The sequence below is a fragment of the Thalassoglobus sp. JC818 genome (assembly GCF_040717535.1).
Lineage (GTDB): Bacteria > Planctomycetota > Planctomycetia > Planctomycetales > Planctomycetaceae > Thalassoglobus.
The window spans coordinates 405180-419419 of sequence record NZ_JBFEFI010000006.1 but is presented as its reverse complement, the minus strand read 5'-3'; the positions used below and the strand labels follow the sequence as shown (position 1 = coordinate 419419).

The following is a 14240-nucleotide window of genomic DNA, read 5'->3' as shown; positions in this document are numbered from 1 at the left end:
GGTCTCAACTCAAAGGATTGAGGAACCTTGATCCGCAATTTCTTCATCACATTTCTGGTGTGGTCAGCCTGCTTGACTGAGTTGGCATGGTCGAGTTGGAGTGAAGCTCCATTTCGTCCCGCCTGTTTTCCGATTGTTGTCTTGCTGGCAACATACCTGTGTTCACCAAGCTGGGTGGTCTTCTGGGCTGGCCTTTGCGGGCTATTGGTCTCCACGCTGGCCGAACGTCCGGTCGTGGAGTGCGTGGGAGTTTACGCTGCGGTCGGTCTCCTCGCGGCTTTGACGAGCCCTGATGCTGACAAACATGTTCTGTTGACGAATCGATTGATTCGATCACTCTGGATTCTGGGCGGACTCGTGTTCATCGAGCTTCATCATCCACTGGAGGTGATGCGCCGTCTCATCGCCGGAACTGAACCGGTCTTGCTGGGAAATCTCGGAGTCACTGTCCTCTGCGCTGTCGCACTATGTCTTTTGGCCACTTCGATGGATCGAAGGAGCGAAGCGTGAGCGGTTTCCTCGTTGCCGGCAACAAGTTTCGATCTGTCATTCCTTCGAATGCTGCGATTGCGATTCGTCAGCACAAGTTGAATACAAATTCTCCCGCGACGCAGGTTGTCAGGGAGCGTGATGCATAATCAACCGTTCTCAAGATTTCAGTCCGTTGACGCTGGCTCTGCTGAAAGAAGTCATGGCCCGCAGTGGAGACTGTGGGCTGTCCAGTGTTTTGTGTGTGTCGTTCTTTTCGTCATCGCTGCGAGAGTCGTGACTCTGCAGGTGACTTTACGACAACGGTTCCTCGACGTCTGGTCCGAGTCGACAGAGACCGAAGAATTTTTGAGTGCGCGCAGTGGGCGCATACTCTCGCGTGACGGAGCCGTTCTCGCGTACGACGAAAGACGCTACGATCTTGCAGTCGACTATCGGTGGCTGGAGTCCCCTCCGGATCAACAATGGCTCCAGAGAGAAATCTCGCGACGTCTCGGAGCACGCGACCGACGCGATGAAGCCAAGCGTTCTGCCGTTGAGCGACAAATCTTTCAAGAGCGAGAACGTCTCTTCGATCAACTCGCTGAATTGACGAAGACATCGCGCGAGAAGCTTGAGTCGGATGCTCGCGCGACTCAACTGAATATCGAACAGATGGTTGCCGACGTTGAGGAACGGCGACTGCAAAGAAATCTCGAGTCGTTCAAAGTTCAGCAACTCAACTGGCAGGACGGGATCTGGGGGATTGTCGACACGATTCGCCAGGAACTCACAACTCCGCCCCGTCGGTATGCTGATGATCCGATCATTCTCAAGGAAGAACTTCAACCTCACATCCTGATTGAAGAAGTTCCCCTCTCCGTCGCAGCTGCGATTGAATCACGTCCGCATGAATTTCACGGCGTCTATGTGAAGACTCGCTCGGCACGTATTTACCCGCTCGACGATGTGGCAGCCCACGTGATTGGAGTCCGCAGACCACCGCGAATGGATGAGGAAACCACCGGTCAGGGAGGTGTTGAAGAGTCTTACAATCTTCAATTAAGCGGCCGCTCAGGACAGAGACTGAACGTTCGCAACCGTCGCGGTGACATCATCGAGTCGACTGTGATCGCGGAGCCTCGAGATGGGAATGAAGTTGTCCTTACGATCGACTCACAGATTCAGGAAACTTCGGAGAGACTTCTCGATGAGAAAGTCGCTCTCTCTTCGACGAGTTTGGCCGCAGAGTCTCACGCCTCCGGCGGAGTCATCATCGTCATGGACTTGTGGACCGGAGATGTTCTCTCGATGGCAGCATCTCCCCGCGTCTCGCCTCAGGCTCAAATGAAACCGACGCGTGCTGAATGGGAAGAGATGTTGGCGCGCGACAATCAGCCGTTCTTTCCGAGAGCGACACGAATGGCTTTGCCGCCGGGTTCTGTATTCACACTTGTCACAGCGATCGCCGCTTTGGAAGAGGGTGTGATTGGCCCGGACGAATTCCAGGAGTGTCAGGGGTTTCTTCATCATCCTGATCACAATCGCTGCCAGCATTTTCTGCAGACAGGGGAAGGCCACGGCGTGCTGCGACTGGAAGAGGCACTCTGCCAGTCGTGCAATGTCTTCTTTTTTCATCTCGCAGAACGGTTGGGAGTTGAGCGTCTGACAAATTGGGCAGGCGCGCTCGGCTTTGGAACTCCGACTAACATCGACCTGCCGTCCGAAGTGGCTGGCAAAGTGTTGACTTCATCTCTTCGTCAGGATGAGAAAATCACTCAAAAAAATGCAGCCCTGCAAATGGCGATCGGACAGGGAGAGTTACTGGTCTCCCCGCTACAAATTGTGCGTCTGATGGCAACGATCGGAAACGGAGGGTATCTCGTGACTCCACAAATCGTTCATAAGCAGGGGGGAGTGATGAGGACGAGTTCTGAAATGGAGAAGGTTCCTCGATTAAAACGTGAGACGCTCAAAGTGATTCAGCGCGGTATGGAAATGGTCGTGCAACACCCGCTCGGCACCGGTGTGGAGGCCATGACGCCCGCGATGACCATCGCAGGCAAAACGGGAACAGCTCAAGCGAGCGGAAAAACTTCGCACGCCTGGATGGCCGGATACGTCCCAGCGAATGCTCCTCGTTTTGCCTTCGTCGTCGTGCTCGAACATGGAGGCTCCGGGAGCGAAGACGCAGCACCAATCGTTGCTGAGTTGATGACTGAATTGATCGGCTTGGGCTATCTCCGTCCGCAATGGGATGACTCGTCGTCTCGAAAAGAAGACAAGTCCGACTCCGTCTCGATCAGTCTCGATCGCTCTCAACCTCGGCAGTGAAAACCATTTCTCTCATGTTACGCACATTGCCTAAGTTTTGTTTCGTTCTTGAATTGATGACCTCGAGTGAGAAAATTCTTGCAGGGGACGACCTGGGAAGCGTTAGAATGAATCCAGTCTCCTGGAGTGTTGACGACAGAGATCCGTCGAAGGAAATGCACCGATGCCGCTAAAGACCCTGGAAATGGAGGAGCCAGCGCTCAACCTGACACCCATGATCGACATCGTGCTTCTGCTGGTGATTTTCTTCATGGTCGGGACTCAATTCGCCGAAGATGAAGGCCAGTATGAAATCGTTCTGCCGACGGTTTCCGAAGCCCAGCCTCTGACCTCGCTCCCTGATGATATTGTGATCAGTGTTACACATGATGGAAGCCTGATCTACGACGGTCAGGAAATGTCCCTCGATGAAGTCGAAACCGAACTCCGGGCTGCGAAGGGGCGATATGCCGGGCAAGCAGTCGTGATTCGCGGAGACGGGGCAGGGCCGTATCAGCATGTTATGACCATCTTAAACCTTTGCCAGCGGACACAGATCAAGAACGTCCAACTTGCGAATCGCGAACAGGATGCCGGGCCATGATCCTTCTGACACCGAATTATCGGGACGAAATCTGGCATCTGGGGATGCTTCTGATTTCGATCGTTCAACCGGTTCTGGTTGTCTCGCTGGCGATCGGCTTTATCTTCGTCTCCGCCCATTTGATCACGATGATCGGCACGCGATGGGGAGACCGCCGCACAAACTCCAAAGCTCTGTTCTTTTCACTTGCGATTCACTTGCTGCTGGCATGTGGATTGATCGCCTTGATTCCCGAATATCGACCGCACATTTCAACGAATCCATCAAGTTATGAGAGTGAGCCCATTCGTGTCCGGCCTCCACAAGAGAAATCGGACCTGCTGGCTTCCAATGCTGGGCCGGGAAATACGCCTGTCTGGGACCAACTGAAGAATCAGCACACCGAAGACTGGGAACGGTTTTCTGCTCCGGCGATCGAGTTGGAAGACTCCGCTCAAGAATTATTGCGAACGACTGAAGAATCCGATTACAGCCCGTCGTTTGCAGGCGATGCTCAACCATTGCCACTCGAGACTCAACCTGTCCCACAGCAGGAAATCAACGCTGAACAGGGAGTATTGGAAGAGGCAGCGATTGATCTCCAAACAGAGAAGTTGGTCGTCGAGTCGACACCCAGTGAGGCAGCTTATTCCGAGGTTCGCGATCGAATGACTCGCGAGACTTCCAGTGTGACAGCTGACATCGACGATCCCGACGCAGCCCGCCCCCGTGCTGGCAGCATTGATCGACTTCGCCCCGAATTGGCCAGAGACCGGCAGACGATGAACCTGCTGGCGACTTCCGAACCCGGAATCCCTCAGGTCGAAACTGGTCGTGCTGATTCAATTCGTCAGATTGAGGCTCCCGTCGCGATTGCCCTCGACCCTGAATCAGCAGGCGTGATGAGAGCACCGGAAGAAGCATCCGCGTCCCCTCGTTCCTCTTCAGGTTCTGGTCTGACTCGAACGCGCCCACGTCCAGAACTTATGACGGATGACGACACGATCAGCCGCTACAGACCTTCAGCGACACCCAGTCGGCCCGATACCTTTTCGCCAGATCCAAGTGCTTCACTGAGCGGAATGAATCAGATCGCTCGCGCACCAGAGCAACCGCCGCAACTGAGACTCCCGGGCCGAAATCTTCCCGAGCGGTCTGAGCAACGTACTGTTCCATCGGCTTATGTGCTTCGTTCAGAGGACCTCCGAGAACGGGCAGTGCTGAAGTACGGCGGATCAGACGAGTCGGAGTCCGCTGTCGATCGCAGCCTCAAATGGCTCGCACAGATGCAGCACCCCGATGGCTATTGGGATGCAAGCCGGTCGGGAGCCGGACAAGTTGGCGTGGACGATGAAGGGATTGATCGACAATACGCTGGCCGATACGCAGATACCGGAGTGACCGCATTGGCTGTGCTTGCGTTTCTCGGCAAGCTCAACACAGTTGATGAAGGGGAGTATTCTGACGTTGTGAACCGCGCTCTTCGCTGGCTCATCGCCCAACAACGACCACGAAGATGGTCCAATGGGGAAGAAACGATCGGTTACCTCGGAGGCGAAGCGACACAATTCGCAGGGATGTACTGTCACGGAATGGCCACTTTCGCCCTTGCGGAAGCGTACGCCATTTCCAAGAACGACAGCACTTCCCGGTTCCTGCGTCAGCCGCTCGAAGATGCTGTGAGTTATATTCTCGAAACTCAAATTAGCGATGGGGGATGGAGATATATCAAAGGGCAGCCGGATGGCGATATGAGCATGTTCGGCTGGCAACTCATGGCGCTAAAAAGCGCGGAAGCAGCTGGAATCGAAATTCCTGAACGAGCCAAAGAGCAAATGCGAAAGTTCCTGCGTGATCGCCGACTCGGCAGATACGGCGGGCTAGCAGGCTATCGCAGTTCAGATCCGCCCACCCCAGCCATGACCGCAGAAGCGATGTTCTGCCGTCACGTTCTCAGCGTCGACAACGATCGTTCAGCAGCCAATGAAGCAGCCCGATACTTGCTTGCAAACCGTCCCAGTCGATCGACGATTAATTTGTATTACTGGTACTACGGAACGCTCGCGATGTATCAGCACGGCGGGGACGACTGGGATCAATGGAATAACGCACTTCGTGATCTGCTCATTGCCGAGCAACGCAAAACGGGTCCTCAAGCTGGTAGCTGGGACCCGCGTGGAGTCTGGGGGCGATACGGTGGACGAATCTATTCCACAGCGATCGCGACACTGAGCCTCGAAGTCTATTACCGATACTTGCGAGAAGAATAAGCTGCGACAGTTCCTTGGGCCTGCCGATTTAAGACCGCTCGTTCTCTACATTTCTCTAGCGATCCGAGCTTAGAAAAACTTCTGTATCAGACCTTGCGAACCAACGCTACAAGTCTCAGGTTGCGTGACTCGCAACTGTGTTGGAGAGTTCCTGGGCTGGAGATGCCGTCGCACATGAAGTCGCCAGTCGGCAACCGATTTCGGTGGCGAGAAGTTCGTCCAGCACTTCCGTCGGGGGCAGATTGAGATAGACGTTTCCGTCTTCCACTTTCACCGGGAACGTGCTGATGTGATAGTCTTCACCTTGCAACGACTCGCCCGATTCCAGGGAGAATGTTTTCTTGTGGAGCGGGCAAGCAACCTTCGGTGTTCCGGATTCATCCCCGACGATTCCGCGAGAAAGGACAAAGGCCTTCTTGTGCGGACACATATTTTGGCTGGCGTACCACTCACCGCGAGACTCGAAGCGAAACACAGCGATTTGACTCTTCCCGTACTTGATGGTCGCTCCTCCATCAACTGGGAAGTCATTTACAGTTCCGACTTGTGTCCAGCGGGTTTCTGATTTCGACGTCGTTTCTTCCAGCTGATGCTGATGTTCGTCGAGTGTATGGAACTGTTCCAGCGAAACCAGTTCGCCGGGCCAGTCACCGGGGCGATGTTGGCCGCGTTCTGAAACGATCTCGATACACGGTTCTTCCTCTTCGGTGTTCACGAACTGTCGGAACCGTTTACGCTTTTCGGGATCTTTGACAACCGTGGTCCACTCGCACTGATACGTTGCGATCAGATGTTCAATCAACTCCTCGAACTCACTGCACAAGCCAAGTTTGTCGTCGATAATGACTTCACGCAGGTGGTCAATGCCCCCTTCGAGTTTTTCGAGCCAGACGGAAGTCCGAGTAAGTCGATCGGCAGTCGTAATATAGTACGCGAGAAATCGATCGATGTATTTCGTGGCAGTCTGCTCATCAATATCAGCGGCCAGTAAGTCTGCGTGTCGAGGCTTCGATCCTCCGTTTCCGCAGACATAAAGATTGTATCCGTTCTCCGTGGCGACGAGACCGAAGTCCTTACATTGTGCTTCGGCACATTCACGAATACAGCCTGAGACTGCCGATTTAATTTTATGCGGGGCTCGAATTCCTTTGTATCGATTCTCGATGCGAATCGCGAAACCGACCGAGTCCTGAACTCCGTATCTGCACCAGGTCGTGCCGACACAACTCTTAACGGTTCTCAAAGACTTCCCGTAGGCGTGACCGCTCTCCATTCCAGCATCGATGAGTCTTTCCCAAATGTCGGGGAGGTCCTGAACTTGAGCACCGAACATGTCAATGCGCTGGCCACCGGTGATTTTGGTATAAAGACCATACTTCTGGGCTGTCTCAGCGATGGCGATCAGTTTGTCCGGAGTGATTTCGCCACCCGGAACACGTGGGACGACGGAATAGGACCCGCCTCGTTGCATGTTAGCCAAGAATCGATCGTTGGTGTCCTGCAGAGTCTGGTTGTCCGTGTCCAGAATATGATCGTTCCACAAGCTCGCCAGGATTGAAGCAATGGCGGGTTTGCAGACTTCACAACCGCTTCCCTGACCGTACTCAGCCACGATCTCGGCAAAGGATTTCAAGTTCTTAGTCTTAATAATCGCGAACAACTCCGTCCTGGAATAAGGGAAGTGTTCGCAAAGGTGATTGACAACCGTTCGGCCAGCTTTCTTCAGTTCAGAGTTAAAGAGATCGGTGACCAGTGGAATGCACCCGCCACAGCCCGTTCCAGCACGCGTGCAGGTTTTGACGTCTCCGACCGATTCCAGATTCTGTTCTTCGATGGCAGAGCAAATGTCTCCCTTCGTGACATTGTTGCAGGAACAAACCTGAGCAGAGTCCGGCATCGAGTCCAGCCCGACAGCCGATGAGTTCTTCGAGCCGATTACAAGTTCGTGTGGGGAGCAGGGAAGAGGAGTTTCACTCTGGGCCAGCATCGACAATGATCCGTACTCCGAAGCATCCCCAACCAGAATCCCGCCACGCAGTCTGGTTCCGTCCTTAGAGAAGACGAGCTTCTTATAAACTCCATCGAAAGGATCTTCGAAAGTTAGCGAAGTCGATTCCTGTTCCGGGGCTTCATAATCACCGAAACTCGCCACATCGACTCCCATCAGCTTCAGCTTTGTCGATAGGTCCGTCCCGGTGAAAACCCTGTTTCCACCTGTCAAGTTGGTCGCGACACACTCCGCCATGTCGTACCCAGGGGCCACAAGTCCGTAAACCATTCCTCCATGTAATGCACATTCACCGATGGCGAAGATGTTTGGATCAGACGTCTGTAGCTGATCGTTGACCTCGATTCCGCCGCGCGGGCCGACATCGAGTTGACTCTCACGAGCCAGATCATCGCGCGGACGAATCCCGGCCGAGACAATAATCATGTCGACGTCGAGGTGTTCGCCGTCATTGAACTCCATGGCTTCCACGACACCGTTGCCGTGGACTTCTTTCGTGGCTTTGTTGAGGTGCACTTTCACGCCCAACTCTTCGATCTTTCCGACGAGAATTCGAGAGCCAGCGTCATCGACTTGTCGCGGCATGAGACGCGGGGCGAATTCAACGACGTGTGTCTCGAGTCCGAGATCGTAAGCAGCTTTAGCAGCTTCCAGCCCGAGTAAGCCACCTCCAATGACAGCACAACTTTTGGACTGTTTGGCGTATTCGATGATTCGTTCGAGGTCTTCGATCGTGCGATAAACGAAGACGCCTCGCTTATCGATTCCCGGGACGGGAGGGACGAACGGATACGAGCCGGTTGCGAGCACAACTTTCGAATAGGAGATTTCAGCTCCTCGATCGGAGCGGACGATTTGTTTCTTTCGGTCAATTTCGCAGGCGCGATCACCGACGTGCAGTTCCACTCCGTTGTCGCGATACCAGTCCATGCGGGCGAGCATCAGCTTTTCAGCATCTCGATGCGCGAAGAACGACGTCAGGCCGACGCGGTCGTAAGCAGCCCGGGGTTCTTCGCAGAAAGTCTCAATGTGATAGTTGCGATCGACATCGAACTCGATCAGTTTTTCGCAGAACCGGAGTCCGACCATACCGTTGCCGACAACAACGATCGTCTGTTTCTGTTTCTCCATGGAACTAGCTCACAATTGGCCTTCGACGCGAACGCTGCCGAGGGTGTGTTTGAAAGTTGTCAGCAAGGAGTTTCGGAGTCCCTGGGGAGGGTAGAACTCGAAACTCCTTGCTGACCGAGAATGTCAAAACGTGAAATTCGGTGATCGTCAGGCTGACGATGCAGGCCGTGGTTAAGCAGGAGCCCCAGCCGGTTCTGGTTCTCCTGGAACCCGACGATCGGCTTTCGCCTTTTCGGTTTCCGCACGCACTTCGGCTTCAGAGGCATGGCTGAAGCGAACGGTGAACGTGACGAAGGAGACACACGTCACAATCACACCGAGAATGAAGAGAGCGGTTGGCCAGCTGATGCCTTCGGCTTTGAAAAGAAATCCGGCAGCGACAGCTCCAGCGTTTCCACCGGCTCCCACGATTCCTGCAACAGCTCCGAGAGCTTTCTTGTTGATGAATGGAACAACAGAGAAAGTGGCACCTTCGCTCATCTGAACGAAGAGGCTGAAGATGATCAGTGTCGGAATCGCGAGTGTCAGAACGTTCATTTGCGAGAAGATCATCAACGCGATTCCTTCGCAGAAGAGCGTGATGAAGAGCCACTTAACTCGTCCCGACAGTCCCCATTTGTTTCCAAACTTGTCGCCGAAGATTCCCCCGGTTGTTCTCGCGAAGATGTTCATCAAACCGAACAGCCCGGCGATCGATCCCGCGACTCCAACTGCTTTGAGTGGGTCCATGGTTTGGAAGTAATCGAAGTAGTCGACGAAGTAGAGGGCAGCGACATTGTTGATTGTCAGTTCAATTCCGAAACATGCTCCGTAGATCACGAACAGCGCCCAGACTCGGTAGTCTTTGCAGGCTTCCAGGAATGCACCGGCAGCTTGTTTCTTTTCTGGCAACTTTCCAGCTGCTCGAAGCTCAGCGAAGTTTCCTTCGGGTGTGTCTTGCGTCAGAAAGTAATAGGCGACACCAGTTAAAGCACAGAGGACACCAGCCACGAACATCGAAGCTCGCCAGCTGACAGCTTCACTGAATCCGAGGATTCCGACAAAGCCTGCGAACACCAACGGCATGACGAGTTGAGTGACCCCGCCTCCGAGGTTTCCCCAACCTGCCGTCGTCGCGTTTGCGGTTCCCACGCAGTTTGGAGCGAACATGATGGAGGTGTGATACTGCGTGATCACAAACGATGCTCCAATCACACCGATCGCAACTCGGAACAGGAGAAACGAAGTAAAGTCAGAAGCCAGTCCGATCGTCATGACGGGAATCGAACCGAGGATCAGCATCCAGGTATAGGCCAATCGAGGTCCGATGCGGTCACACAGCCAACCGATCACAAGTCGGGCCAGCACGGTGACGGCCACTGAACCAATAATGCACCAGCCGATTTGTTCCCTCGTCAGGTCCAGTTCATCTCGCACCACTTTCATCAACGGTGCGATTCCAAACCATGCGAAGAAGCAGAGGAAGAAGGCGAACCACGACATGTGGAAGGCCCGCATTTGCGGCGACTTGAAGTCGAATAGGCGGATACGTGTTGCTTTACCTGTGGTTTCCATTGTTTTCCTCACGTCACTTTAAGTCTTTCGAGGGCGATCGGGCGCTTGGTTTCGAGTCGAGGCAAGTGACCTCTCCGCACTCCTGATACCCATCTCGTGATTGCGAAGAATTTGTTCGGAAAACCGAACAGAAGGAGGCTTAATCTGCCAGAGAGGTGCATAAACGACGCGCAAAGATGCACGTCATGGGAGCAGAGAATCCCGGAGCAAACGCATCAACATTTTCAACTGTGTTGGCGGATCAACGACGAAGGATGCATCGTTGCTGCGAGCTTTTTGATCTGACTGGAGTTTTCCCGGTCCGGTACGGTTTTTTCTATGAGATGTTCGAATTCAGAGGTTTCTGTCCGAATTTTGAACTCCCGCGAACTTGCGCTCTCATGAAACGGGAACCGGAACAACTCATCCATGGCCTTCTGGTGCGCTACTTCGGCGTGCTGTCGTTGGTTGCTGCGCTGTTGCTTCTCGATCAAGCGGTGGTTCAACCGCTCTTGCTTCAATTGAACGGACTGGGACCTGTCATCAATCTTGCCGGGCGTCAGCGCATGCTCAGTCAACGAATGACCAAAGCTGTTCTCGCGATCGCTCACGATTCCGATCAACAAGGCGAACGGACTGCGGAGCTGACCGAGTCGCTCAGCCGATGGCAAGAAGTTCACGACGGCCTTCAGTTCGGAAACGAATCGCTTCAACTTCAAGGAACCAACGTTCCCCACATTCAGGCAGCACTTCGCGAACTCGATTCACATGTTCGCGCGATTTCAGAATTGGTGACGAAAGTCATCCAATCGTCGAACGCCAACAATGACGATGTACGTCAGATCTTGATTCATGAGAAAGAATTCCTCACTCGAATGGATTCGATCGTCGGCATGTTCGAAGAAGAAGCAGCTCGACAAGTCGCGAGGCTGCGCTGGCTCGGAATGACAGCCACGGGTGTTGTGCTCGCACTAATGATCGGTCTCGCCCGGATTATCATCACACCCGCTTCGAACTTTATTCGCTCTCAATTCTGCCAGCTTGCAGCAAGCGAAGAGCGGTTTCGATCACTCATCGAACGTATGAACGATGGCCTCGTAGTTTTCGATGAGCAAGGTTGTGTGAAATACGTGAATCACCGATTCGCCCAGATCATCGAACGGTCTCCGGAATCGATCCTCGGAAAACCTCTTCAGAAGTTACTTTCTGGTCCCGATCTCAGAATGTTTCTTCAGATGCTGACCAATGTACTTCCCGCTCCGGATGTTGCCCGTGAACTGAAATGGGAACTCCCCGAAGGTCAACAGTGTGCCACGCTGGCTGCATGTGGACGCGCCCATGTCGACTCAGTCAGCCAGGAAGCTTCCTTTCTGGTTGTGACGGATATCTCTGAACTGAAGCGAGCCGAAGAAGAATTGCGGCAGGCACATGATGCACTCGAAGTTCGTGTCGAAGAAAGAACACAGGCGCTCACTGAAACAAATAAAGCATTGGCGACGGAAGTTCGTGAGCGACAATCTGCCGAAGAACGGAACCGTCTGCTCCAAGCGGAACTCGCTCACACGACTCGCGTCACTACTCTCGGTCAGTTTGCAACCGGCCTCGCCCACGAAATCAATCAACCGCTGGGAGCCATTGCAAATTACGCGGATCTGTTGATGGTCCAGCTTGATTCGAATGTGTCGTCTCCGCAGACGTTAAACGAAACTGCCGGGCGAATTCACGATTCGGCTCTGAGGGCTGGGGAGATCGTTCGCAGAATGAGAAGCTTCTTAAAACCGAAGCCTGCGAATAAGAGCGAAGAGAGCATTAACTCGTTAATTGATGAAGTGCTCGATCTCTGCTCGCCAGAAATTCGATCGAATCAAATCGAAGTTGTCACCGATCTCACGGAGACTCAAGATTTCAAAGTCTTCGTGGATTCCATTCAAATCCAACAGGTGCTGGTCAATCTCATTCACAACTCCATACAGGCGATGGCGACCACCGGGCCGCAGCGGACGTTGTCGATTAAGACGGAGAACCACATTCAGGAAGTTTATGTCTTCGTTGAAGATAACGGCCCTGGGTTTCCCTCAAATTGTCAAACTGCGGAGATTGTCCCCTTCCAGTCGACGAAGCCGCAGGGGCTGGGAATGGGTTTGTCCATCAGTCATTCTCTGGTGACTTTTCATCAGGGGAAGCTGTGGCTTGAAAACGTTGTGCCTCACGGTGCCCGAGTCGGTTTTTCCTTGAAAGTCGTTCAAACTGTTAGTGCAGATGCCCACTCAAACCATCTTTGTCGTTGATGATGATCGAGACTTTCGAGATTCACTCGTCGCACTTCTCTCCACGCTTGGATGGAAGGCACAGGGGTTTTCGTCAGCGGAAGAATTCATTGAGTTTTATGCTGCGCAGCCTGGATGTCTGATTCTCGACATTCAAATGGATGGATTGAATGGGATTGAGCTTTATGAACAACTGCTCACGCAAGGAAAACGGCTTCCCGTGATTTTTGTTACTGCTCATGCGGACATCAACACAGCAGTCTCTGCGATGCGCACAGGTGCGATCGATTTTCTTGAGAAGCCATTCGACCGAAAAGCATTAACTCGGCAGATTGAACGAGCATTGGAAATCGACGAACAGTGGCAACGGAGTGAAGAGCGGTTTCAGCAGCTCAACGAATCTGTCAAAGAGTTAAACCCGAAAGACTGGGAAACTCTGGAGCTGATCATTGAAGGCGAAACCAACAAGTCCATGGCCGCGAAGCTGCATTTGACAGAACGGGCAGTGGAACTCCGTCGACAACGATTAATGAAACGGCTGAATGTTCGCAGCCTCGCAGAGCTTCTCGAGTTGACCGTCGCTCATCGAGTATTGGCAGAGGTGCGGGCGATCAATCAGTCGCAGTGGCCCCGTCTCAAATAATTCTCCTTAATTCGCTCGTCGAATTGACTGCCTGAACGGCAGGTATAAGGCGGTGATTTGCTCGCACCTCTCACAGTATGAGATTTTGCTTTCGACCGATTCTACAAATGCGAAAGGGACCCCAAGCTGGCTTGAGGTCCCGATATCGTATTGTGAATTCTTCGCGTCCCCGAGAAGTAGCTCTCAATCGGATTATGTTATGTAATGAATGAGATTGAGAGTTTCTCTTCTCGAAAAGTACAGAAGCTTATCGGCTGAAAGAATCAAGTGAATCTTAAGGCGCTTTAACGAATGCTTGGGCAATGACACTCTGCTTACGGAAGAGTTTGTGTTGACTCACCGCGTCGATTTGGACTGTCGTTAGGGCCGAGTGGTTCGTCGCTGGGAAGGATTTGGGCCACGTCGACGCGATTCTGATCGCCACCGAACGCATTCAGATAACCGAGAATTTCTTGGTAGTGGCCATAGATTCGCATCGAATCATATCGAGTAATGAAACGCGTCCGGTCGCGACTGTTCAATCGAGTCCAGGCGACGATGGCTTTATCGATTGCACCTGAGAGCACGATGGCATGCGTGCTCTTCAGTTGCAGTTGAGATTGAAGCGGGATGTCAGGATCGCTTCCGTCGAGTGCGAAGGGGAGGTCAATGAGTCCGCCGGACTGGTTTTGAACATCATCTCCTCCGAACGGGTCCGTTCCCTGTTCCATCTGAGTGTTGGTGTCGATGGCTGCTTCAATCTTGTCGCCCAACGGAGCATCGTCCGGATTGTGAGTCACTCGACGGCGCCAGCGATCACAATGACACAGATGAGACATCAAGTGATCGCGAGTTGGGTCGTCAAAACCTCCTCGATCAGACAGTTCGTCGTTGGCCAGCAATTCCGAACGAAACGTGAACAGCGGTGACATGGCCGCTGCGATGTGCAGATTTCGCAGGGTCATGATCGCACGGCGAAACTGCTCGCGTCCGGGTTCTCCAATAGGCATGGTCGATTCCTTTCCAAGGTTGCATTAACTGGGGT

The 14240-nt window shown here is 53.2% G+C and carries 10 protein-coding genes; 7 read left to right on the top strand and 3 right to left on the bottom strand.

All coding sequences use genetic code 11. The features are described 5' to 3' along the window. Positions 1-27: 27 nt before the first annotated feature. The 5 genes from AB1L42_RS17650 (at position 28) to AB1L42_RS17630 (ending at position 5634) form a co-directional block, all read left to right on the top strand. Positions 28-510, top strand: a complete 483-nt coding sequence (locus AB1L42_RS17650) for a hypothetical protein (RefSeq protein ID WP_367058913.1) — start codon at positions 28-30, stop codon at positions 508-510. Beyond that, positions 507-638: a hypothetical protein gene (locus AB1L42_RS17645; protein WP_367058910.1), complete on the top strand. Its 132-nt coding sequence runs from the start codon at positions 507-509 to the stop codon at positions 636-638. Before AB1L42_RS17650 ends, AB1L42_RS17645 begins: the two co-directional genes overlap by 4 nt. Next, the gene (locus AB1L42_RS17640) at positions 631-2802 is read left to right on the top strand and encodes a penicillin-binding transpeptidase domain-containing protein (RefSeq protein ID WP_367058907.1); all 2172 of its coding nucleotides are present in this window, start codon (positions 631-633) and stop codon (positions 2800-2802) included. Before AB1L42_RS17645 ends, AB1L42_RS17640 begins: the two co-directional genes overlap by 8 nt. A gap of 163 nt (positions 2803-2965) precedes the next feature. Next, the gene (locus AB1L42_RS17635) at positions 2966-3385 is read left to right on the top strand and encodes a biopolymer transporter ExbD (RefSeq protein ID WP_367058904.1); all 420 of its coding nucleotides are present in this window, start codon (positions 2966-2968) and stop codon (positions 3383-3385) included. Then, positions 3382-5634, top strand: a complete 2253-nt coding sequence (locus AB1L42_RS17630; RefSeq protein ID WP_367058901.1) for a prenyltransferase/squalene oxidase repeat-containing protein — start codon at positions 3382-3384, stop codon at positions 5632-5634. Before AB1L42_RS17635 ends, AB1L42_RS17630 begins: the two co-directional genes overlap by 4 nt. A 115-nt stretch (positions 5635-5749) precedes the next feature. On the opposite strand, the gene nirB is transcribed toward AB1L42_RS17630, so the two are convergent. Together nirB and AB1L42_RS17620 are read right to left on the bottom strand one after the other, a co-directional pair. Continuing rightward, a complete protein-coding gene (gene nirB, locus AB1L42_RS17625; RefSeq protein ID WP_367058898.1) occupies positions 5750-8773 on the bottom strand; it encodes a nitrite reductase large subunit NirB in 3024 nt (1007 codons plus the stop codon). Between the two features lie 171 nt (positions 8774-8944). Further along, positions 8945-10327, bottom strand: coding sequence for an MFS transporter (locus AB1L42_RS17620; protein ID WP_367058895.1), 1383 nt, complete (start codon positions 10325-10327; stop codon positions 8945-8947). Between the two features lie 380 nt (positions 10328-10707). Between AB1L42_RS17620 and AB1L42_RS17615 the strand changes: the two genes are divergently transcribed. Together AB1L42_RS17615 and AB1L42_RS17610 are read left to right on the top strand one after the other, a co-directional pair. Further along, entirely contained in the window at positions 10708-12594 is a 1887-nt protein-coding gene (locus tag AB1L42_RS17615) for an ATP-binding protein (RefSeq protein WP_367058892.1), read from the top strand. Then, a complete protein-coding gene (locus tag AB1L42_RS17610; protein WP_367058889.1) occupies positions 12566-13216 on the top strand; it encodes a response regulator in 651 nt (216 codons plus the stop codon). Before AB1L42_RS17615 ends, AB1L42_RS17610 begins: the two co-directional genes overlap by 29 nt. A gap of 314 nt (positions 13217-13530) precedes the next feature. On the opposite strand, the gene AB1L42_RS17605 is transcribed toward AB1L42_RS17610, so the two are convergent. Beyond that, a complete protein-coding gene (locus AB1L42_RS17605; RefSeq protein ID WP_367058886.1) occupies positions 13531-14205 on the bottom strand; it encodes a hypothetical protein in 675 nt (224 codons plus the stop codon). Positions 14206-14240: the final 35 nt, after the last annotated feature.